The organism is Salmonella sp. SAL00670, from assembly GCF_046552235.1.
Classification (GTDB): domain Bacteria; phylum Pseudomonadota; class Gammaproteobacteria; order Enterobacterales; family Enterobacteriaceae; genus Salmonella; species Salmonella enterica.
On sequence record NZ_JBGDUO010000001.1, the window covers coordinates 216,931 to 237,368 of the forward strand.

Consider the following 20,438-nt stretch of genomic DNA (forward strand, 5'->3'; position numbering starts at 1 on the left):
AACAAAAGGTATCATTATGCATGAGCTTATTAAATATCAGTTTAATACACGTCGGAAAAAATATGGTACAGGAGCGGCCTTAAGTTTGCTTAACGGAAATGTTGGGCATGAGGTGTTAGCATTTCATAAAAAATTACCCAATTATGCCGTTACGCCGTTACATAATCTGGCGCATCTAAGCCGGCGGCTTGGACTAGGGTCCATCCATATTAAAGATGAATCCTGGCGTTTTGGCCTGAATGCTTTTAAAGGTCTGGGCGGCTCTTATGCTGTAGGAAAATATCTCGCTGATAAATTGCAATGTGATATTAACTCGTTAAGTTTTGCTGCCCTTAATACTCCTGAGATTAAAGAAAAAATTAAAGATTGTGTTTTTGTTACCGCGACGGATGGCAATCATGGCCGTGGTGTGGCGTGGGCGGCAGAGCAATTAGGTCTAAAAGCCGTCGTTTATATGCCTAAAGGATCATCGTTAATCCGGGCAGAGAATATTCGCCATCATGGAGCTGAATGCACCATCACCGATCTGAACTACGATGATGCAGTGCGACTGGCCCATAGAATGGCGCAAACAAAAGGCTGGGTGCTTTTGCAGGATACAGCCTGGACAGGGTATGAAGAGATCCCAACATGGATTATGCAAGGCTATATGACACTAGCGGTTGAAGCTTATGAGCAGCTCGCAGAAACAAACAGTCCGTTGCCAACCCACCTTATTTTACAAGCGGGGGTGGGATCGTTTGCTGGCAGTGTTATGGGTTATTTTGTTGAAAAAATGCAGGAAAATATCCCTAATATTATTGTGGTTGAGCCGCATCAGGCCAACTGTCTTTATCAATCCGCAGTTATGAATGATGGTCAACCTCACTGCGTCACTGGCGATATGGCGACGATAATGGCCGGGCTTGCGTGTGGGGAGCCGAATATTATCAGTTGGCCTATTATTCGGGACAACACCAGTTGTTTTATTTCCGCTGATGATTGTCTGGCGGCTAAGGGTATGCGCATTTCTGCCGCGCCGCGTCCAGGCACTGATACGCCTTTTATTTCCGGCGAGTCCGGAGCTATTGGCGTAGGGTTACTTTATGAGTTGATGAACAATATGCATTATCAGGATCTTGCTAATCGCTTACAGCTTGATGCCAATGCTCATGTTTTGCTTATTAGCACCGAAGGCGATACGTCCCCAGATATTTATGAAGATATAGTCTGGAACGGACGCAGTGCTTAAACATTACGACTAAAAAATTAGATAATAAAGGCAGCATGTAAAAAACGCGTTTTTTATACGCATAATAAACCTAATGCAGGAAGCAAAACTTCATAACAATATACCATTAAAACGGCATTTAGTGAGTAAGGGATGCTCCTACCCGCTGACTTTCCAGTTTAGTGTTGTTGGCAAAATTCAGGATTACGCTGAACTGGAAAGATTATTTCTGAGACTGAACGAATTAATTTAAATCCGAGGTCATTATGTTAGAGCAACTTTCACAACTCTTTGAATTTCTATGGGGTGGCCCATTATTTTTGTGTGTCATCGGCATTGGTTTTTATTTTACAGTACGCCTCAAATTTTTCCAGATTATCAATTTAAAAGAAATTTACCGTAATACAATTGGTACACTTGCCGGAAAAAATAAACAAAACACTACTGGCGAGGCAGCGTCTAAAAAATCCTTAAAATCAATAGAGGTGGCTGCCACTGTGCTATCCGGCTCATTAGGCGCGGGAACGATCGCAGGTGTTGCTGCGGCTATTGCGGTTGGCGGGCCTGGGGCAATTTTCTGGATGTGGATCATTGCGGTCGTGGGTATGATGACCAAAATGGTTGAAGTGACGCTGGCGGTGAAATACCGAAGTAAAGGTGAGAATGGCGAATATTATGGCGGCCCAATGCATTATATTAAGAAAGGGCTCAATAAAAAATGGCATCCCCTGGCAGGATTATATGCGTTTGCATTAATGATTCTGGTTATTACGGATGCCTGTTTTGTGCAAACTAATACGATGGCGGCGGTCATTCACTATACGTTTGACATCCCAACAAGCGTCATCGGAGGATTTATTGTCATCGTAGGCGCGTTGGTTATTTTAAAAGGACTCTCCAGTCTTGGTAAATTCTGTACGATTGCACTTCCACCGATCACCATTGCCTATTTCATTGGTGCCGCTGGTGTAGTGGTATTGAATATCGAGGCTATCCCACAGGTTATAAAAAGTATTTTCTATTATGCCTTTGCCCCTGCGCCAGCAGCCGGTGGCTTTGTCGGGGCAACCATCATGATAGCCATCAGTAAAGGAGCCAGTCGCGGAATATTCACTAACGAAGCCGGCATGGGTACCTCGGCCACAGTACATGCTACTGCCAACGTGGATTACGCTTTCCGTCAGGGAATGTGGGGGGCAGTGGAAGTTTTTTTTGTCTCAATGATTACCTGTAACTTTACTGCATTTGCTGTACTTGCTTCTGGTATGTGGACAGACGCCAGTTATCAAGGTATTCAGATTATCTTTGCCGCCTTAAAAGAAACATGGCATCCGATTATTGTTCAGGTTCTCTGTCTCGGTGTGGCGTTGATTCTGTTTACTTCTTATCTTGGCTCATATATTAAATTTCGCACTTCGATAAACTATATTTTTGGCGATAAGCTAGAACGCATCATTAAATGGCTATATTTTTTGCCGCCACTGATTGCCGTTAATATGGAAATCCCGGTAATCTGGTTAATGGCTGATATTGCTGTCGGTTTTCTGGTTATCCCCAACGTAATTGCTCTGTTCTTGCTGCGTAAAGAATTTATTAGCGAATTCAATTTATTCAGAACGCGTATACAGCGGGACACTAATTCTGAAAAAACAACGCAAATTACGCACGTAAATATGTCGAAGAGTGAAGGGGAAGAATAGTCACCATCGCGGCCAGAACAGGTAAGATGGTCAGAAGAGTAACAAAGCGCCCACTTTCCGGGCGCTTCGCACAGGCATGGTTAACTTGCTTTACGCACCTGCGGGAGATCGAACGCTTTACGCAGCGCGCGCACAAACGCTTTATCATGACAGATCGTTTTACCGGGGCTGTCGGAAAGTTTAGCCACCGGCTTTCCGTTACATTCCACGAGTTTAATCACGATATTGAGCGGTTTTACCTGAGGGATATCGCAGGTCAGGCGGGTACCGATGCCGAAGCTTAACTGCACGCGAGAGGCGAAATGGCGATAGAGCTCGACCGCCTTTTGCAGATCAAGGTTATCTGAAAAGACCAGCGTTTTTGTCAGCGGATCAATCCCCAGCTTTTCATAATGGGCAATCGCCTTTTCGCCCCATGCGACAGGGTCTCCTGAGTCGTGGCGTAACCCCTGATAACGGCTGGCGAATTCAATGCCGAAATCGCGTAAAAACGCATCCATTGTAATGCAATCTGTCAATGCGATACCAAGCTGGTCCGGATATTCGTTAAGCCAGGCGGCCAACGCGGCACGCTGGCTGGTCGCCAGGTCCGGACTGATTTGTTGATGCGCCTGGAACCATTCGTGCGCCTGAGTGCCCATCGGCGTCAGCGCCAGGCGACGCGCGAGATCATAGTTGCTGGTGCCGACGAACCATGACTCCTGCTGGAGACGTTTAACTATCGCCTGCTGCACTTCACGAGAGAAACGGCGGCGGGTGCCGAAGTCCATCAGGTGGAAGCGGGACATATCGAGATTGGCGGTTAACGCAGTGAAATCAACCAGCTTACTTTCCAGCGCGTCGAGCGCCTGATCAACACCCGCGTTTGGCGAGCGGTAGTGATGAACCAGCTCACTGATCACGGCCAGCAGCGGCACTTCCCACATAATGACTTCACGCCACGGGCCGGTTAAGCGAATATTCAGCTTGCCGTTATCGTTGGTGACACAGACTTGAGCCGGGTTATAGCGAAACTCGCGTAACCAGTTCAGATAATCCGGTTTAAAAAAGGGCAGGCCGGAGAGCCACTGGAACTCGTCCTCCTGGAGGCGCAGGTGCTGCATCGCGTCCACCTGCTCGCGAATAGCATCGGCATAAATACCCAGCAGGTCGTCGCCACGGCAACGAAACTCAGCCGCTACCTGCACATCATAGTAGTGGTGAAAAACGGCTTGCTGCATATGCAACTTATAAGCATCTGTATCCAGCAACGAGTGCAGAACAGGAGAAGCGAATTGTGTCATAGGTGCGCTGTTGCGTCCTCTCACGGGAGCGTTTAGTACAATAAACAACTAAGAAAACCGCTGGAGTATACCTTGTTTAGCGATTTATTGAACCCCGATCACACCATAAGCTGTCTTTAGGGTCGAGCGCATTTCGTGCCCCATGTTATAAAAATGTAGCGATGCGACTGCTAACCCCTTGAATTTAAGGATTTCTACTGCGCTGCTACCATGCTTTGGGGCAGTGATGGGGCATAGCGGGAAAGTGCCTGGTTGAGCAGAGAAACCTGTTCTGCGCTCTTCTCTGACATCCACTTTCCATACACCTTGTAAACCATCTGTGCATCGGTATGCCCCATCTGCGTTGCTATAAAGTTTGGGTTAGCACCAGCTGATAATGACCAGCATGCATAGGTATGTCGTGACTGATACGCGTTACGGTAACGAATGCCGGCACGCTTGATTATCGGGCCCCAAATTTTATTAATGGAATTAACCGCGTAGTGATATCCTGTGCGAGGTCCACGTTTGACGCATTGAGGGCTGAATACGAACGTGCAGGGCTGAATAACAGATTGTCCATATTCCCGCAACTTCACTTCAACCTCAAACTGCCGGCCAAGGCGTGTCAACTGGGCCTGATTCCTCAGGGCATCAATAGCTGGTTGAATGAGATATATCACCCTGTCAGTACCTGCGTCGGTTTTTGGCAGGGTGAACTCATCCGTCTGGGTAAGGTTGCGCTTCACAATGATCGTCCCGGCATGCAGATCGATATCTTCCCAGGCCAGACCGCACAACTCCCCATGCCTCATTCCGGTATAGACTGCCAGTGACCAGAGATTTCTCATCTGCTGGTGGCCGCATGCCTGGATAAACCTGATGAACTCGTCTGTCGTGAGTGGATCAGGTTCCCCTTTCGCTTTCTTGAGACGGTTAATTCCGCTAAACGGGTTTTCCTTTGCATAGCCGTTATCTGTTCCAAACTGGAAGATCTCGGCCATCAGCATCATGTAATTATTCACTGTGGACGATTTCCGGCCTTTAACCTGAGTCCGGTGATCCTTCTTCATTACCTGAAAGCCCGTCAGCAACTCCTTCCTGACATACAGCAAATCCTCAGTAGTCACCGCAGAAACCATTTTGTTTTCGCCGATGAGTGGAAGCATGTTTTTTATGATAGATTCGTACCTACTCATGGTATTAGAGCTGATCTCCATTCTCTTCAGCTCGGACCATCTTTCGGTAAGCTCCAGCACAGTAATTTCCTTTCTATCCTGACCGAACCGGGCAAGGTTCGGTGAGTTTGGGAATTTTTCCACATAGTTAAAATTCCCCATCCTTATCGCAAAACAAACCGAAGAACGCAGTTCGCCAGCTATCTTGCGATTTTTTGCAGTGTCAGGGACACCAAGGTTTTCCCTGACACGTTTACCTTTATACAGAAACCAGATGCGGAGCGAACCGCCGTGGTTTTCGACGCCTGTCGGGTATGATGCATTAGCCATTAATCCCTCCTGACGTCCAGGAGCATTGACGAGTGTACTGCTTTTCATGTTGTCTTCGCACCTGGTTGATTTTTTTTCTGCGCCTCGATCCACTGATCAACGGCTTCTCTGTTGTATATGCATTCGCTCGAAGGCTTCGGATTTCCGTCTGGTGAAATGTGCAGGTACTCGCGGCCCAGCATCCAGGATTCTTTTCTGGCGCGGGTAATGGTTCCGGGCTTAAGCCCGGTAACCGCAATCAGAACTTTTTCGCTAACCCACTTGTTTGGCGTCAGTTGGATAATGTTGCTCATCGTTTTCTCCAGTGGCCCCGCAGCGGGCCATCGCTAATATTCAGTTTGCCTGTGCTGGCAGATTTCTAAGTTTCCGGACGCCGATCATTGCGGTGGCTACGTAGCTGGTGGCCCGGTTAACTACTTCGACAGGAACCTTTACGCCATCCACTACAACGGTGTAATTGGTAACGTGCTTTTGTCTGCCGTAATCGCCGAACTTCTCATGATGCGCAGCCAGTGCAACATCACATGCGCGACGGCCCAATGGCGATTGCTTACTGCGATTTATAAGGCGCATAAAGCCTCCTCAGGCGGGAGGGCGTAACCCCTCCCGATGCAATTAGCCGATGTATTCCGGTTTCATATCGTCCAGGGTGATGCGGTACTTATCGTGCAGCTCGTCGCCAAGATGACGTTTAGCAGCGCCAAGCATACTTTCAGCTTTAGCAAACATCTCTGCGGCTTCCGGTTCGCCAGGGTTTGGAATTGAGTTGATCACTGCCTCGACTTTGTTCTGTGCATCGACTTGGTAATAGCGCTTCACTGCTTTGTTTTTTAATTCGGTGAACAGCGCAGTACCCAGCAACGCTTTCTGTGATTCGATATCCGCACGGATTGCTTTTGCCTGATCAACGGAACTTGCTGTATCAATGCGTTCGCGAAGATCGTCGGCAACAGCATCAACGTTAGCTGCCGACTCCTGCGCGCTGGTCCTGGTGCTAACCTCGCTGGTGATTTCCTGTACGCTCATGCGCTGGACTGGAGCAGGGTTAATCTCTCGTTCTTCTCGTTGTTCAACCTCATCAGGGCTGTACACGCCGAGGATCACTTCCGGGCAGTACAGGCGAGCCCAATATTTAACGCCCAGATAGGCAATTTGCTGTTTAGGGTTTGAAACCCATAGCGGAGAATTGCGGGTAACAACGCCGGAGAGGTAAAGAGGTTCTCCCCAGGTGATTTCAGATTCACCTCGCATAATGGCACCAACCTGAACGAACAGGCCGATCTCGTCCTCATCCGTCCAGCCACGAACGCGCTCAGTGACGGTGTACTTCCCACTTTTACCGTTTTTATCGCGTGTGATTTCCTGTGTCCTGGTGCAGCGCTCCCAGTCACCCCCATAGCGGTAATGAAAACGGCCATGAATGGCACTGGAGCTTGCGATTACTGCGTTGACCAGTTGTGCCTCGTAACCAAGAACACCGTTAACCAGGTGTGTTTTCTGCGCCACAGCGTAAGGATTCATACCCCATTGCATAGCCTGCATGACGATAGCCATACAGTCGGCTGGTTTCCCTGCAAGGTGTGCCGGTACCGTCACCTGTGAGTCTGCCATCAGGTTAGCGAAAGCTGTTAACTGACCCAGCGCCTGAACGTTAAAAATTGCGTTACTGGCAGAAATGGTGTTTGGTGCCTGCTGCTCAGTGGTAATAATATTGGTGTTTTCCATGATTTTCCCCTTATGCCTGTACGCGCAACGCTTCAAGGCGGCGCACATCAAAATCGTTCAGTTCGTCGGTGTAGTCTTCTGTGATAGGCGCTGGCCATTCACCAGTGTCGAAGCCGTTTGCTATCGCTCGCATTGTTTTGCGGTATTCCAGCATGCCAAGTTCCAGCAACTCGGTAGACGCCTCAATGATGGCGACCCAGTGGTAGTTCTCGTCTTTGTTGACGAAAATCCAGAAAAACTGGTCCAGCGCCGCAGTTTCGCAGTACATGGCCGCGCTCAGGTGATAGTCCCGGTCGATGATTTCCCGGTGCAACTTCGCACGCAGGCCTTCCTGCTTGATGTTCCACATGCTGATAGTTTTCAGGTCGGCGCCAATGCGCAGGCCGCCCATATCGATCTCAAGGTCAGGGCGTACCCGAACTTCCAACCCGGTTTCCTCATCAATCCCAAAATAGCTAACCTCGACAGCGCGGCTTGGGTGAGTCAGCAATTTGCCGGCGGTCGGGTGCTCCAGCAGGGCTTTCTGAATGTTCAGCGCGGTGCTGAGCTGTTGGCGGGTGACCAGCACTTTCCCTTCGGTGTTCTCCCGCCACGCATCCAGCAATTCGTCGGCGAATACCGCTGCCGGGTTGACTGATTTCACGGCCTGAATCAGATCGGCCTTCGTGCCAGATACTTTCAACGGCGACGATTTTTGCGCTTCCTGAGCGACCAGGTCAGGGTTGATTATTGCCAGTTGCTCCAGCAGCGCGTCACGGCTGCCGCTGGTTTTAACCGGCGCGGGCAGGGTGGCGTTGTACTCTTTGATGCAGGCTTTCATCGCCGTGGCTGTATGTTTGGCGCCGTTTTCAATGCGCTGGAATTCTTCGGGAAGCTGCTCATACGATGCATAGGTTTCATCTACCGAAGCTCCAAGCGGCATCTGCGACGGCAGGGTGGCGTTGTACTCTTCCAGCAGCGCTTTGATATCATCAGCACTCAGCAGCGCTGGCAGGCTGGCGTTGTGCGCGTCGATGAACTCGCGCAGGGTGGCGGTGGTGGTGAAAGCACCCTCAGGGATCTCCGGCTCTACGCTGAACTCCGCTTCGAGGTTTTCCGGCTGTAGAGCCAGAGCATGTACCAGGTTGCCCATATCAAGCACTGGAGAGCGCTCTTTGACGATAGTCTTCTCTACGTGACGCGCGTTAAAGTACATCAGCGACACGCGAGCATCTTTCACCTGAGTTGAGCTGATCCCGTTGGCGGCGTGGTAAACCTCGTTTGGTACACCTTCATAGCGGCCCGGCTCGAAGTATTCCGGCCAGGCTGCTTCTGGCTCTTCTTGTTGCGATTCCGGTACGTTTTGTTGCGCCTCAGGTTCAGATTGGCTCACAGAATCGTTGTTCTGGTGCGTTTCAGCCTGATTATGGTTCTCTACGGTAACTGCTTCTTTACCAGTACCCAGATCGCCTTCGCCTGCCTGCACCGCATCACCAGCCTGTTTTTCATCACTGTCAGCTTCTTGAACCTGCACATTGCTGGTGATCTCCGGATTCGTTTCTGTGCCATGAGTTGATGAGTTCTGCATTAAAGCGGACACGTCGAAAATACCGTTGCCAACATTTTTAACCAGTTCAGGTTCGGTGGTCGGCTGGTTTGTCTCTGTCTTCACCCACTTCGGATCGTTCGGGTCGCTGATGCCTTCGACATATTCACCGCGCGCGGCTGCCAGTTGTTTACCAACATCAACCGGGTTTTTGGGTGGAATGTTTTTACGTGCTTCGTGCAGTTCTGCCCGTATTTTCTGGTAGCCTGCTTCTGTCTGGCTTACAGGTGGCTCATTCTCCAGCGGCTGCGGGTCCGGATGATGTTCAGTTGTGTCCTGTTCCACTGCTTCAGGCGTTGCTGGTTCATTTGCCAGTTCGCCTGTCGGTTGCGGTTTTTCTTCATCACACTGAAATCTCCCTGTCTCAATATCCCGCAGACATTTGCCCGCCTGACGAAGCCTTGCTGCATTTTCTTCATGGGTTGTTGGGGTGTTATCAGGCACATATTCGTACCAGTCCGGATCGCGAACACCATGAACGGCAAGAAAGCTTTCGCACCACGTCCGGCGAAGATCAGGATTACCGTTATGTACGGCCTTTGGCGCTTTGCGTACCAGGTCAATAATGGTCTGTCGGTCGTAGCCTTTGATGTCGGGAATAATGCCCACTGTCATCGACATTTGTTTCCAGTCTTCCCGGTCTTCGGCGATGATACGTTTTGCAAAATCCATTGCAGGACGCAGGTTATTCAGATCCAGCTCCTCACAGAAACCACAGGCGAGCTCATAGTTAATCGTTCTGTGTGTCGGTTTTTCGCTACGGCGTGGACGTTCTGGCTTATTTACGTCGTCGACAATTACTTTATGTGGCCCGGTTTTTTTAACGGGTGCAGGTTTATTCTTCAGGCGTTCAGCCCATTCCTTAACCAGCAGGCCGTGGTTAATGTGTTCAGCACTGAACCATTCCTTAAAAAACTTAATAGTGGTGCATAACTCAGGCACTTTTCCATCGACAGGAAATACCTGTTTATACGCATTCACTGCTTTGTGAATATCGTGCTCGATAGCTTTTTTGAACGGCTCTACATTTTCTGCGGCGAGTATCAGGTTCTGGACAGTGGTATTCTGAGTATCCATCTCCAGACACGCGATTTCTTTTTTCTGGCCTGTATCGACGTGATAAAGATATTCTCCATCGCCAATATACTGTGCCAGAACGCGATGGCGGAACGGCAGTGTCGCAACCACGGTCAGTTGAGGGTTTGCTGGCGGGTTATGAGATTCCTGTATCCCGTTTTCTCCGGCAGGAGTGCCAGCACCGTCGGCGAGTTCTGTTTCATCTGATTTAACAGCAGAAGCTGCGCCGGGGATAAGTGTCAGGGTTTTGCCGTCTTCGCCACCGGGTTCGCGGTTTTCACAAAATTTAGTGTCAAAGACACCCTCGGGCGGAATGTCATTTTCTACCGGAAAATGTACGCGTACAGGTCTGGCAAAATCAGCTTCATCAAATCCGGCAGCATCCATAGCCAGTTCGCCACGGGAGAGGGCGAGTGACTGCTTTTTAGCTGTACACCAGAAAAAACCGGCTTTAAAGCCGAGGCGTTTCCTGGCACTTTCATTTTTAACCTTGTAGTAAAATGAATATTCTTCCTGCTTAATGCTCATTGTTTTTTAACCTCAGTTAAGATTAAAATCGTTTTGCCAGTGAAAATCCTCTCCGGGTGCTCACTGGTCATGTCTCTGGTGGTGGGTCTGGTCGCTCACCTCAGCATCGCCGGGATGTAAAGCCGGGATTTAATGCAGGCTTTTTTCCTTTGAGGCCTCAGACATCGCCCGCGCAAAATCACTGGCAACAGACAGGCTCTTCAATGCACCAATAACATCCCGGGGGACGTCTTTCACTTTGAGCAACATGGCTGCTGCGGCTATAGAGGAGTCCCATGCCCCTGTTTTTTCATCTGCATATGCAGTTATTGATTTATTTATTGAATAGCCATTTTCGTTTCTGCTTAACTCGTATGAATAGCCAATAACTACCGGCATATTGTTTTGCTCGCATATCTTAAATATACGGCTGGTGAGTTCTTTTAGTTCCTGTAATACTGCTGCATCAGGCGTTGTATTTTTCATTTTTATTTCCTTTTTCAGGTTGAGTGAATCCCTGCCATTGCTGGCATAGTTTTATTGTTTCAGTAAATGATTAATTAAAGTTCATGTGCCATCTGGTCATGGCTGGCACAGCGTTTACTGCAATATTTTTGATTTTTACGTGAAATAAGCGTTCCGTGCATATATATCAGTTCATATTCGTATGCGGTCTCTTCCGGTATTGCTTTCTGACAATATGCGCAGTTAATTAATGTCGGGTCTCCTTTCTGGGTGAGTAGAGTATAAATTTTACGAATCAAGCCCGGCTTTCTGTTTATTGCAGTCTGCTGTTTAGCCGGACTGCGCATCCAGTCGGAACGAGGTGTAATGACAGGTATCATCGTTTTATCCTCTTTGCCTGTTTATAAGCGAATTTTGTTGGTGCGGTGCCTGGTGCCTCCAGGTGACGATAACCAGTTAACCATTACCGCCGACTACTATTTCCACCCACAACATGAAGGACCGTTATGTCTTTTTAACTGTGCCGCGTGCGCTTAGCCGCATTCACCACACCACAAAATTCGCTTTAAAAAGGGCGGAAACCAGAAAGGAATGAACTGGTACCGCCAAAGACTACACACAGCAATGTCACGGGTTCCACTCGCAACCGGAAGCGCGCTCAACCAGGATCGGTGGATTTAACGACAACCTTAGTTAAGTAACGAACGCGCTTTCGTGTTGTATGCTCCGTATCGTGGAGCTGACGCCTGTCTTTATCCACATCGGGGCGGTGGTATACTGGAGTTCCCACGCAACCAGTAAGGAAATATTATGTCTGATACAATCAGCCCTTTTGTTTTTCCTGAAAAAGCAGCTCACGAAGTGGTTCTTGAGTTAATCAGAGCGGGCAAAATTAGTTACGCAAGTGATGCTTCGGATGTTTTTACACATATGCTTAACCACTACCGCGCTGAGAGGGATCGACCTCAACAGGAAGATAAAGCTTCGTAAACGCCTCTCTCACCTCATGAGCCAGTTTCTCGACTGGCTCTTTATCTGCTCGCTGGTCATTGATTTTCATTTTTCTACGCAGAGTAGAAGCTGCGATAGCCTGAATCTCTACTGGAAGTTCTTGCATCTTCATCTTTCACCTCATCCGCTTAACGCCCGGCGGCGGAACGTTTTATCTACTGCGCTTGTTACTTACCAACAACTGCCGTCATGTTCGTATGCCTCAGGCTGGCTACTTAGCCCGACTCAGCAGCGGGATAACTCTTGGTATTGTCCGGCTGTTATCTGGTCTGGCGTTGTCTTGATGAATTCATTAAACACGAAATTGTGTGTAATTGTCAACACAAAATGTGTTTTTGATTAAAGGAAGGCGTTCTGCTGGGCTTGAGGCAATAAAAAACCCGCCAGTGGCAGGTTTTAAACTATTCAGGTCAAGTCTTAAGTTAGTTTTCTGGTGGTTGAGTTGAGTTTTTAAGCCGATTTCTTAGGTACGTTTCAACATAGTCATCAATCTCTTTTAAACGAACCTCAAAGAGATCAATCATTCGTTGTTGCTCTGAGCTTGGTAACTGATTGAATAACTCAAGTAATTTTTTATGTTGATCACTTAGCCATGCCTGCGAGGAGTCCTTTTCACCAAACAGAAGTTCGGGTGGGGAAATACCTAGTGCTTCACCAAGTACAACTGCATCATACACCCCAACATTTCTACTTCCTGCTTCATAGTTTCCTATGCGTGACTGAGTCCATCCACAAATCTCAGCCAGTTTACCTTGAGACAGGCCGAGCTTTTGTCTGCGCCCCTTGAGGCGCATTGCGATCTCATCATTAAGCCGGCTGGCGGCAATTTTTTCATTTTCTTTTCTCATGGCTCCCTTTTATCACGATGCGTGATTTACGCAAAACACAAAACAACTTGACCATGCAACACATATTGTGTTTAGAATTGTTGGCGGAGGTTTTAAATGAACAAAATTTCAACATACAGAAAGCAACTGGGGCTATCTCAACGGCAGTTTGCGACTCACCTGGGATGGATACAGAGCCGTCTGGCGAACTACGAAGCAAATTTTCGCACACCCGGACTGGAGGAGTGCCGAAAAATTGTTGCCACACTTAACCATCTGGGATCTCGCTGTGTTCTTGATGATGTTTTCCCGCCTCATGTGAACGATAGCAGAACCATATTAGCGAAGGTGAACAACCATGATCACCCCTGAAACAGCCAGTCAGGCGTTATCGTCATGGCTGGCATATCTACAGATAACCCAGGAAACCGCCACGCAGCTGATCACCCGCGCGTTCCTGGAGCAGCCGGCGCGACCGCAAATAGCGGTTCACCGTATCGAGCGTGACGACGGAACGGTGGATTACGACGCATGGCGCCGTAACCGGATAAACATTTTTCAGCGCTGGCGGAAACGGGAAACGGCGGAGCACTGCGAGAAATTCTCTGCGCTGATCCCCGCTATTCTGGAGGCGATCCGCAAAAGTGCGCCGGAGTTGCATAAACGAATAACGGCAGGGCAGAGCATTGAATACCTGCTTTCACAGCTTTTAAAAAAACCGCAGTGGCCAGCGCGGTACTTCTTGGCGCGCCGCTGGCGGATTTTGAGCGGGAGTGTGACGAGGCCATATATGCGTTACAGGCGTTACGTAGCGGTTATCGCCAGCAGTACCAGAGACATGACCAGTGAGTAATTTTTATATATTCGGATCGCCCTGTAAGGGCGTGGTGAGGTTTTATGCGTGATTACGGAAAGGTGAATTCATCCTTCTGGACCAGCGAAAGCATACGCTCGCTTTCCGATGATGGCCGGATGCTCTCGTTATATCTGTTAACCAGTCCCCACGCCAATATGACCGGCTGTTTCCGTCTCCCCGACGGGTACGTTTGTGAGGATTTGCAATGGGATAAAAATAGGGTATCAGAAGGGTTTGAAGAATTATCCCGTAATGGTTTTGCCATACGGGATAAAGCTACCCGATGGGTGTTAATTCCCGGTTATCTGGAATGGAATGGTTTTGAAAACCCGAATGTAGCCATTGCAGCGTTGAAATTATTCCGTGATGTACCGGATAAAATAGCCATTAAGTCACTGTTAGCTGATGGTATGAGGCAGGCTATATCAAGGTTTGAACCGGGTAAATTAAACGGTTTCGAAAGGGTTCTTGAAGGGTTTCAAACTGTCGTTGGGACTCCAGAGCCAGAGCCAGAGCCAGAGCCAGAACCAGAACCAATCTCTCCTGGTTCATCGCCGAAAAAAAACGATGAACCAGGCGGGAGTTATCCGGCGGAGTTTGAACTGGTCTGGCAGGAATATCCGAAGCGGGCAGGCGCCAATCCGAAAAAATCTGCATTCAAAGCCTGGAATGCCCGACGACGGGAGGGCGTCCTCCCCGGCGACATGCTCGACGGTGTCCGGCGCTACGTGGCGTATCTCGGTAGTACGCACAAGGCTGGTTCTGAATTCGTGCAACAGGCAGCGACATTTTTCGGGCCGGACAGGCATTTTGAAAATCACTGGGATATTCCTGTGAGGGGAGACAGCGGTATGCCTGGTATCCCGGTTTCGCCGCCGGATAAAACCATTCCACCGGGTTTCAGGGGGTGACAGACCATGAAAAATATCGCAGATAGCGGAATTCTGGCCAGAATCAGGAAACTGGCGCCACAGTCTTCCGAACGCGCAGCACCGTTCCGGACGCCGGAGGAGTGGCGGGAATGGCAACTCGCCGAAGGGCGCAGGAGTTGCGAAGAAATTGATCGTCAGAATCGTCAGGCGAGGGCAGAAAAAATCTTCGGTCGGGCCGGGATTCAACGGCTGCATCGCGGATGCTCGTTCGCAAATTACCGGATACAGAACGACGGCCAGCGCCATGCACTCAGTCAGGCTAAATCCATTGCTGGTGAACTGGATACTGGCTGCACGAACTTCGTGTTCAGCGGGAATCCCGGTACCGGAAAAAATCATCTGGCCGCTGCCATTGGCAATCGTCTGATGAATGCCGGACGTAGTGTGATTGTTATCACCGTCGCCGATGTGATGAGTGCGCTTCATGCCAGCTACGATGACGGGAAATCCGGTGAGAAATTCCTGCGGGAATTGTGCGGGGTTGATCTGCTGATCCTCGATGAGGTTGGCGTGCAACGTGAGACCAGAAACGAACAGGTAACGCTGAACCAGATTATCGATCGCCGGACGGCATCCCTGCGCAGCGTCGGAATGCTGACAAACCTTAACCATGAAGCACTGTCGAAGCTGGCTGGTCAGCGTGTAATGGACAGAATGACCATGAATGGCGGGCGGTGGGTGAATTTTGACTGGGGGAGCTGGCGCCCGAACGTCAGCTATCTCAGGGCGGTGAAATAATTTTCCGGAGGGTTTTCATGAGCAGAAATTACACACCGGCGCAGAAAGCTGAAATACAGAAGCGCCTGACGGAACTGGTGCGAACACATGGTCGGATGACGTTTGGAGAGCTGCGGAAGATAACGGGGTTAACTATTTTTACAGCCCGTCACTACCTGGAAAAGGCGGAAAGTTGTGGGGATCTGTATCAGGCCGGGAGAAGCGGTATTTTTCCTTCGGAACAGGCTTTCCTGCTTTGGAAGCAGAAACGTGAAGATGCCAGGATTACCCGCTTTCTGAAAACACCGGAGGGTGTGGTGCGTTCCTACGACCGGACCAGAAACGTTATCTGTACGGAGTGCCGGAACAGCGTGACGATGCAAAGGGTACTGGCATTTTATCGGGGAAATTACCGGGAGGCGAAATCTGAATGAAAATCGAATACCAGGAAGGATGTGCTGAGTCCCGTCTGAAACTACGTGTGAATAATGAACAGACTAAATGGAATATGTCCTAAATTTGATTGAAAGCGTTGCATTAAAAATACTAGATCATTCAGGATGTTTAAGTATTAGTTAGGTGTGGATGATAGTGAGATGGTGTGGGGTATGTTTTCAAAAAAATAATAATTACTGTGTTCTTAACTTTAATAATATAAAAGGAAATAAAATATGCCATTAAGTTTTCCAAATGTATATTTAAATACCCATATGAGAATAGAGACATTACCCTCGGATATTCTCGACAGTATACGTAATGCAGCCAGACCTCCTGATGGCGCGACTGGGCCGACTGAAATACAGGTGCAACTACGTGATGCATTATACCTGGTACGTCATAGCCCCGACGAAGGAGCATTTGAGGTGGTTCCATGGCGTGAGCCGGGGCAGGTTTATAGTGATATTCGCAGGAGTTATCCAGAAAGGTTTAGCAATGCAGAAAGGTTGGCACGCCAATTAAATCGTACATGGAATATGCCTGCACCGCCTGCATCTTTAACTTTTTCTGAATCCCAGAACGCCAGATACCATTTTAATACTCAACCTGCCAACATAAGAGATTTATTACCTGTTAGGATTAATTTCTGTAGTTTTCAGGTTGAAGCAGGAAGTTTTGCATGTTCTGAAGAACATTTAACTTGTCCGATAACGCTGGATATTCCAACAAACGGTGTTTTTGTTAAAGTATCATCACAGTCAGATATTTGTTGCTTATTTGACAAAGAGGCATTCCTCAACCTGGTGTGTCAGGGATTAGAGCATCCTTTGAGTCGGGAGCCTATCTGTATGGGTATGATAGTTAGAAAAAGTGAATGTTTTTTTAATACCGAGCGTGATAAATTTACCTTAAAGTAGTGTCTGATTAAATATTATCAGATGAATATGAACTTTGTACGGACAGACGGAGGCCGCTGTCTTCACGGCTTACGAATTTGAGGGGTAAGAGACCCGGCGGGGAGAAATCCCCGCCGCCTCTGATGTGTCAGGTATCCTCAATGCACCCACATTCAACCCGCTCCGGCGGGTTTTTAATGTCCGGGAAATGAGCATGTCAAAAAATATCCATATTTATTAATAATGATAATTAGTAGTCTCCTATATATTCATGGTGAGAATGAAGGTGCTTTAAAAATGCTCAAGTTCGTTATCTATGGAGACACCGTGAAAAAATTAAATAAAACATTCACTTGTAAATATGCTGTTATTCGCCGTGATGACATGACAGTAATTGCTGAAATGGATTTTTTTCCTGACTGCAACAGGTCATTGATGTATCGGGATGGCCGCTATGTCCGGTTTCTGCCGTTGTTGCAAAATGACATCATGGGGAGCGATAGCCTGATTAATGAGCTGACTATCAGAGCCGGTTATCATGAATAATCATCCTTTGTTATACTCGTCTGTGGGCTGAACTCCCAATCTACTGCGCCACCGGAGAGAACGATGGCGCATTTACAACTGGTCAAGCAAACCTCATCAGGGCTTCTGCTCCCGGCGACGCCGGAGAGTGGGGATTTCCTGCGCTCAGTAAAAATCGGTGAGTGGATACACGCCGATTTTAAGCGTGTCCGCAACTACGCCTTTCATAAACGATTTTTTAAACTCCTTCAGCTTGGTTTCGACTACTGGACGCCAACGGGTGGCACGGTCACATCGCGGGAACAGAAACTTATCTCCGGGTTCGTTAATTTTCTTTGCGACTCCGCAGGCCAGGAATATACCCCGGCCCTTAACGAGGCGGCGGAACAGTACCTCCATAACGTAGCTACCCTGCGAACCGGGGACGTCGCCCTTCTTAAATCTTTTGATGCCTTCCGGGAATGGGTAACCGTTCAGGCCGGGTTTTATACCGGGCATTTTTATCCGGATGGCAGCCGCGGGCGCCGGGCGAAATCCATAGCGTTCGCCAGTATGGACGAAACCGAGTTTCAACAGGTCTATAAAGCTGTGCTGAACGTCCTGTGGAACTGGATTCTGTTTCGTAAATTTTCCTCTCTGGAAGAAGTTGAAAATGTGGCCGCGCATCTGCTGGAGTTCGCATGAAAATGACATGGTTTCAGCATCCGGTGTGTACCACCGAAGAGGCGGATGAGCTGGCGGCGGGATACCGGCGCCGTGCCGCGCTGGTTGAGCGTTACGGTGAGGCGGCGGTGCTGGCACTCGAGAACAATAACACCCCGCACCGCTGGACGGTCGAGGAGCTGAAGGAAGTCAGGCTCGCGGCTCTGGCGGATCTGCGTGCGCTAAAAAAGCTGGAGGCCGCATGAAACCAGAACTGATCGAGATACTCCGCATGCGCTGGTTGCGTCTCCGAATTTATCGATACCGGGGATCTTTTCCTGTGGCATACCGCATTCTTCGTAATTACGTCCGCATTGAAGCAAAACGGGAGCATCGAAATGAATCTTGAGTCCTTACCGAAATATTTTTCACCTAAATCCATGATGCCCGGCGCAGTACCATGCGGAATAACGTCTGATACGCTGACTATTACTGACGTAATGGCATCCCTCGGGCTACTTACTGCAAAAGCCGCAGTGGGTATTGAATTGTATCTTGCAAAAGCTGGGGTTTTATCTTCTGAAAATATCATCGCCTATATCAGGCTATTAGCAGAGCAGCGTGCAGAACGGCATGGGGCATTACGGAAAATGGAAGAGGGTAAGCGTTCAAAATTTCTCGACACTATGGCGCGTTATGTATTTCGCGATTATTCCCTCAGCGCGGCCAGCCTGGTGACGTGCAGTAGCTGTCATGGTGCTAAATTAATTGATGCTGAGGTTTTCACGAACAAGGTTACCTATCCGGATGGTAAGCCACCAAAATGGGTAAAAGATACGAAAGGTATTTCTCCGTCCGACTGGGAGGTGTGGAAATCAGTTCGTGAGCAGGTGCGCGTAGTGTGTAAGGCGTGTGATGGCAAAGGCCATGTGAAAAATGAATGTCGTTGCCGGGGACGCGGAGAAATTCTCGATAAGAAAAAATCTGAGTTGCAGGGCGTGCCGGTTTATAAAAAATGCCCAAGATGCAAGGGAAGAGGCTACCCACGTCTCAAAGATACCGAGATTTTTAAAGCACTAGGAGTAACGGAAATGGTATGGCGGTACAACTATAAACTGTTTTTCGATCGGCTGGTGGAGCATTGCCATATTGAGGAATCGTATGCAGAAAAGGTTCTGGGAAACGTGACTCGATGACCAAAATAATTTAGCTATTGCAAACTTAACGGAAAATGGCTAACCTGATTCCAACGATGGGTTATTATGCCTGTGACGTTACAAGAATTAAGAACCTCGCCTCGGCGGGGTTTTCTTTTATGGATTCCCGACGCCAATAAGACAAAGTGCGGGGAGTGATGCGGAGTCTACATGTTCCAGCCGACCGCAAAGCTCACACAGGCAGGACCACAATCTGATACCGCGATAGCTTTTGCTGATCGCGCCGGAGCGGTAACCGGCAACAATTTAAGCCTCGGTGATTGCCGGGGCTTTTCTGTTTGTGCCGTCCGGAATAATCCCTCTGAGTTTTGTCGTTGATCCACCGGGCGGCCTTCCTACTTCACACTGCGCCATCCGAGCTATCGGAGGTGAGGCTTATGAAAATGCACAACGATCCCCATTCAATGGACTCACAATCTATTTTTGCTGGCTCACAATTACTGCCAATGGAAAAAACTTCTCATTTGGCTCTGAGCGTCGGATTTCGCTCTCACTTAGCGTGAGTCCACGTCCGATTTCAGTTGCAGTTATTGTGAGCCAAAATTTGCGCTGATTGCGAGTCTGACTTTTTTCGATTGTGAGTCGTTACAGATAGCCGCCGGGCCAGACACCACAACGGTACCAGGTGGCGTTATGTGCTAGAAACCGAAATTCTTGAACATCTCATTACTACTCATATCGTTGGCTGGCGCACGATTCATCGACTCCATCTGCTTGATCAACCCTATGCTAGCACCAACAGGCCCCCCGACGCTGAAACCGACGCTGCTGGAGCGGGTTTTGCTGGTGCTACTGCTGTGGGTTTGACTACGGGTGTTACAGTTGCTTTGGTGTGTCCGTGTGAGACCATTTTCGCTGAGCTGGCTATCTTCACTTTGGGTGCAGTTTCCCTGTGACTGGCTGTGACTGTCTCCTGTGGTGTGGTTGCGGCTATCCGTGTGCCACTCGCTATAGCCTCCCGCCGGCGCAATGATTCCGACCGATGTACCGTGGGTGGCATAGGGAGGCATGACCATGCCACTACAGCCACCGAGCAGTAACGCGGTGCCGACGATAAAAATGAACTTACCCAGAGCGGTGTTTTTCATTAGTTCCTACCTATTTCTTCTCGTTGGTTATTTCTATGCCCTGCCTTGGCAGGGCTCGCTATTATTCATTCTTCAACTGTGAGATCAAGTTATTTTAATTAAATCGGTATTATTCTTAATTGTGTTCTTTATGAATAAATATCCTCCGGCTATGCCGGAGGATATTTATTATTTCCCCTCATAACTGAGAGGCCCCACACAACCAGAGGGGGATGAATGTCCGAATCGATTTCTGGTACTGGGTTAGCAG

General features: G+C 48.7%; 24 protein-coding genes and 1 pseudogene. 15 read left to right on the forward strand and 10 right to left on the reverse strand.

Annotated elements, in window-relative coordinates:
* Nucleotides 1-16: 16 nt before the first annotated feature.
* Together dpaL and ACLJRS_RS01010 are read left to right on the forward strand one after the other, a co-directional pair.
* A complete protein-coding gene (dpaL, locus tag ACLJRS_RS01005) occupies nucleotides 17-1,231 on the forward strand; it encodes a diaminopropionate ammonia-lyase (protein ID WP_000544853.1) in 1,215 nt (404 codons plus the stop codon).
* Between the two features lie 245 nt (nucleotides 1,232-1,476).
* Nucleotides 1,477-2,910, forward strand: a complete 1,434-nt coding sequence (locus ACLJRS_RS01010) for an alanine/glycine:cation symporter family protein (protein ID WP_410957737.1) — start codon at nucleotides 1,477-1,479, stop codon at nucleotides 2,908-2,910.
* An 80-nt stretch (nucleotides 2,911-2,990) separates the two neighbouring features.
* Here ACLJRS_RS01010 and pncB read toward each other — a convergent pair whose 3' ends face one another.
* The 8 genes from pncB to ACLJRS_RS01050 form a co-directional block, all read right to left on the reverse strand.
* Nucleotides 2,991-4,193 carry a nicotinate phosphoribosyltransferase gene (gene pncB / locus ACLJRS_RS01015; protein WP_000191406.1) on the reverse strand — a complete coding sequence of 401 codons (1,203 nt, stop codon included), beginning with the start codon at nucleotides 4,191-4,193 and terminating at the stop codon, nucleotides 2,991-2,993.
* Nucleotides 4,194-4,387: 194 nt separating this feature from the next.
* Nucleotides 4,388-5,680, reverse strand: a complete 1,293-nt coding sequence (locus ACLJRS_RS01020; protein ID WP_001262314.1) for a tyrosine-type recombinase/integrase — start codon at nucleotides 5,678-5,680, stop codon at nucleotides 4,388-4,390.
* A gap of 44 nt (nucleotides 5,681-5,724) precedes the next feature.
* A complete protein-coding gene (xis, locus tag ACLJRS_RS01025; protein ID WP_000065276.1) occupies nucleotides 5,725-5,973 on the reverse strand; it encodes an excisionase Xis in 249 nt (82 codons plus the stop codon).
* A 40-nt stretch (nucleotides 5,974-6,013) separates the two neighbouring features.
* Nucleotides 6,014-6,253 (reverse strand): DUF4060 family protein, encoded by a 240-nt coding sequence (locus ACLJRS_RS01030; protein WP_001237031.1) that lies wholly within the window; start codon nucleotides 6,251-6,253, stop codon nucleotides 6,014-6,016.
* 42 nt (nucleotides 6,254-6,295) lie between these two features.
* On the reverse strand, nucleotides 6,296-7,453 hold the full coding sequence (locus ACLJRS_RS01035; RefSeq protein ID WP_077906096.1) for a RecT family recombinase: 1,158 nt from the start codon (nucleotides 7,451-7,453) through the stop codon (nucleotides 6,296-6,298).
* Complete coding sequence (locus ACLJRS_RS01040; protein WP_410957738.1) at nucleotides 7,416-10,595, reverse strand: RecE family exodeoxyribonuclease; 3,180 nt, start codon at nucleotides 10,593-10,595, stop codon at nucleotides 7,416-7,418. Before ACLJRS_RS01040 ends, ACLJRS_RS01035 begins: the two co-directional genes overlap by 38 nt.
* Nucleotides 10,596-10,724: 129 nt before the next feature.
* Nucleotides 10,725-11,060, reverse strand: a complete 336-nt coding sequence (locus ACLJRS_RS01045) for a hypothetical protein (RefSeq protein WP_000799631.1) — start codon at nucleotides 11,058-11,060, stop codon at nucleotides 10,725-10,727.
* Nucleotides 11,061-11,134: 74 nt separating this feature from the next.
* Complete coding sequence (locus ACLJRS_RS01050; RefSeq protein WP_000613375.1) at nucleotides 11,135-11,419, reverse strand: YdaE family protein; 285 nt, start codon at nucleotides 11,417-11,419, stop codon at nucleotides 11,135-11,137.
* 430 nt (nucleotides 11,420-11,849) lie between these two features.
* Here ACLJRS_RS01050 and ACLJRS_RS01055 point away from each other — a divergent pair, with 430 nt between their 5' ends.
* Nucleotides 11,850-12,029, forward strand: coding sequence for a hypothetical protein (locus ACLJRS_RS01055; RefSeq protein WP_024135615.1), 180 nt, complete (start codon nucleotides 11,850-11,852; stop codon nucleotides 12,027-12,029).
* Nucleotides 12,030-12,472: 443 nt separating this feature from the next.
* Here ACLJRS_RS01055 and ACLJRS_RS01060 read toward each other — a convergent pair whose 3' ends face one another.
* Nucleotides 12,473-12,898: a helix-turn-helix domain-containing protein gene (locus ACLJRS_RS01060; protein WP_001224472.1), complete on the reverse strand. Its 426-nt coding sequence runs from the start codon at nucleotides 12,896-12,898 to the stop codon at nucleotides 12,473-12,475.
* Nucleotides 12,899-12,994: 96 nt separating this feature from the next.
* Between ACLJRS_RS01060 and ACLJRS_RS01065 the strand changes: the two genes are divergently transcribed.
* From ACLJRS_RS01065 to ACLJRS_RS01120, 12 genes and pseudogenes are all read left to right on the forward strand, one after another.
* Nucleotides 12,995-13,249, forward strand: coding sequence for a helix-turn-helix domain-containing protein (locus ACLJRS_RS01065; RefSeq protein ID WP_001033909.1), 255 nt, complete (start codon nucleotides 12,995-12,997; stop codon nucleotides 13,247-13,249).
* On the forward strand, nucleotides 13,236-13,730 hold the full coding sequence (locus tag ACLJRS_RS01070; protein ID WP_001669257.1) for a hypothetical protein: 495 nt from the start codon (nucleotides 13,236-13,238) through the stop codon (nucleotides 13,728-13,730). Before ACLJRS_RS01065 ends, ACLJRS_RS01070 begins: the two co-directional genes overlap by 14 nt.
* A 44-nt stretch (nucleotides 13,731-13,774) precedes the next feature.
* Nucleotides 13,775-14,644, forward strand: coding sequence for a hypothetical protein (locus ACLJRS_RS01075; RefSeq protein ID WP_046376811.1), 870 nt, complete (start codon nucleotides 13,775-13,777; stop codon nucleotides 14,642-14,644).
* Nucleotides 14,645-14,650: 6 nt separating this feature from the next.
* On the forward strand, nucleotides 14,651-15,403 hold the full coding sequence (locus tag ACLJRS_RS01080; protein WP_000788952.1) for an ATP-binding protein: 753 nt from the start codon (nucleotides 14,651-14,653) through the stop codon (nucleotides 15,401-15,403).
* Between the two features lie 17 nt (nucleotides 15,404-15,420).
* Nucleotides 15,421-15,816, forward strand: a complete 396-nt coding sequence (locus ACLJRS_RS01085) for a DUF977 family protein (protein WP_000089413.1) — start codon at nucleotides 15,421-15,423, stop codon at nucleotides 15,814-15,816.
* A 237-nt stretch (nucleotides 15,817-16,053) separates the two neighbouring features.
* Nucleotides 16,054-16,737: a T3SS effector NleG family protein gene (locus tag ACLJRS_RS01090; protein ID WP_001131212.1), complete on the forward strand. Its 684-nt coding sequence runs from the start codon at nucleotides 16,054-16,056 to the stop codon at nucleotides 16,735-16,737.
* Nucleotides 16,738-17,013: 276 nt separating this feature from the next.
* Nucleotides 17,014-17,262: a hypothetical protein gene (locus ACLJRS_RS01095; protein WP_000911591.1), complete on the forward strand. Its 249-nt coding sequence runs from the start codon at nucleotides 17,014-17,016 to the stop codon at nucleotides 17,260-17,262.
* Nucleotides 17,263-17,325: 63 nt separating this feature from the next.
* Nucleotides 17,326-17,925 carry a DUF1367 family protein gene (locus ACLJRS_RS01100; RefSeq protein ID WP_000940758.1) on the forward strand — a complete coding sequence of 200 codons (600 nt, stop codon included), beginning with the start codon at nucleotides 17,326-17,328 and terminating at the stop codon, nucleotides 17,923-17,925.
* A gap of 71 nt (nucleotides 17,926-17,996) precedes the next feature.
* Nucleotides 17,997-18,149 (forward strand): annotated as a pseudogene (locus tag ACLJRS_RS01105) (recombination protein NinG); the annotation flags it as partial.
* Nucleotides 18,146-18,292: a YlcG family protein gene (locus ACLJRS_RS01110; RefSeq protein WP_001617856.1), complete on the forward strand. Its 147-nt coding sequence runs from the start codon at nucleotides 18,146-18,148 to the stop codon at nucleotides 18,290-18,292. The pseudogene ACLJRS_RS01105 and the gene ACLJRS_RS01110, both read left to right, overlap by 4 nt.
* Nucleotides 18,282-19,079 (forward strand): antitermination protein, encoded by a 798-nt coding sequence (locus ACLJRS_RS01115; protein WP_001047630.1) that lies wholly within the window; start codon nucleotides 18,282-18,284, stop codon nucleotides 19,077-19,079. The genes ACLJRS_RS01110 and ACLJRS_RS01115 overlap by 11 nt, the downstream gene beginning before the upstream one ends.
* Before the next feature lie 398 nt (nucleotides 19,080-19,477).
* Nucleotides 19,478-19,603: a hypothetical protein gene (locus tag ACLJRS_RS01120; RefSeq protein WP_001534733.1), complete on the forward strand. Its 126-nt coding sequence runs from the start codon at nucleotides 19,478-19,480 to the stop codon at nucleotides 19,601-19,603.
* A 135-nt stretch (nucleotides 19,604-19,738) separates the two neighbouring features.
* Here the strand turns inward: ACLJRS_RS01120 and ACLJRS_RS01125 are convergent, their stop codons facing one another.
* Nucleotides 19,739-20,188 (reverse strand): lipoprotein, encoded by a 450-nt coding sequence (locus ACLJRS_RS01125; protein WP_000798706.1) that lies wholly within the window; start codon nucleotides 20,186-20,188, stop codon nucleotides 19,739-19,741.
* Nucleotides 20,189-20,438 lie beyond the last annotated feature (250 nt).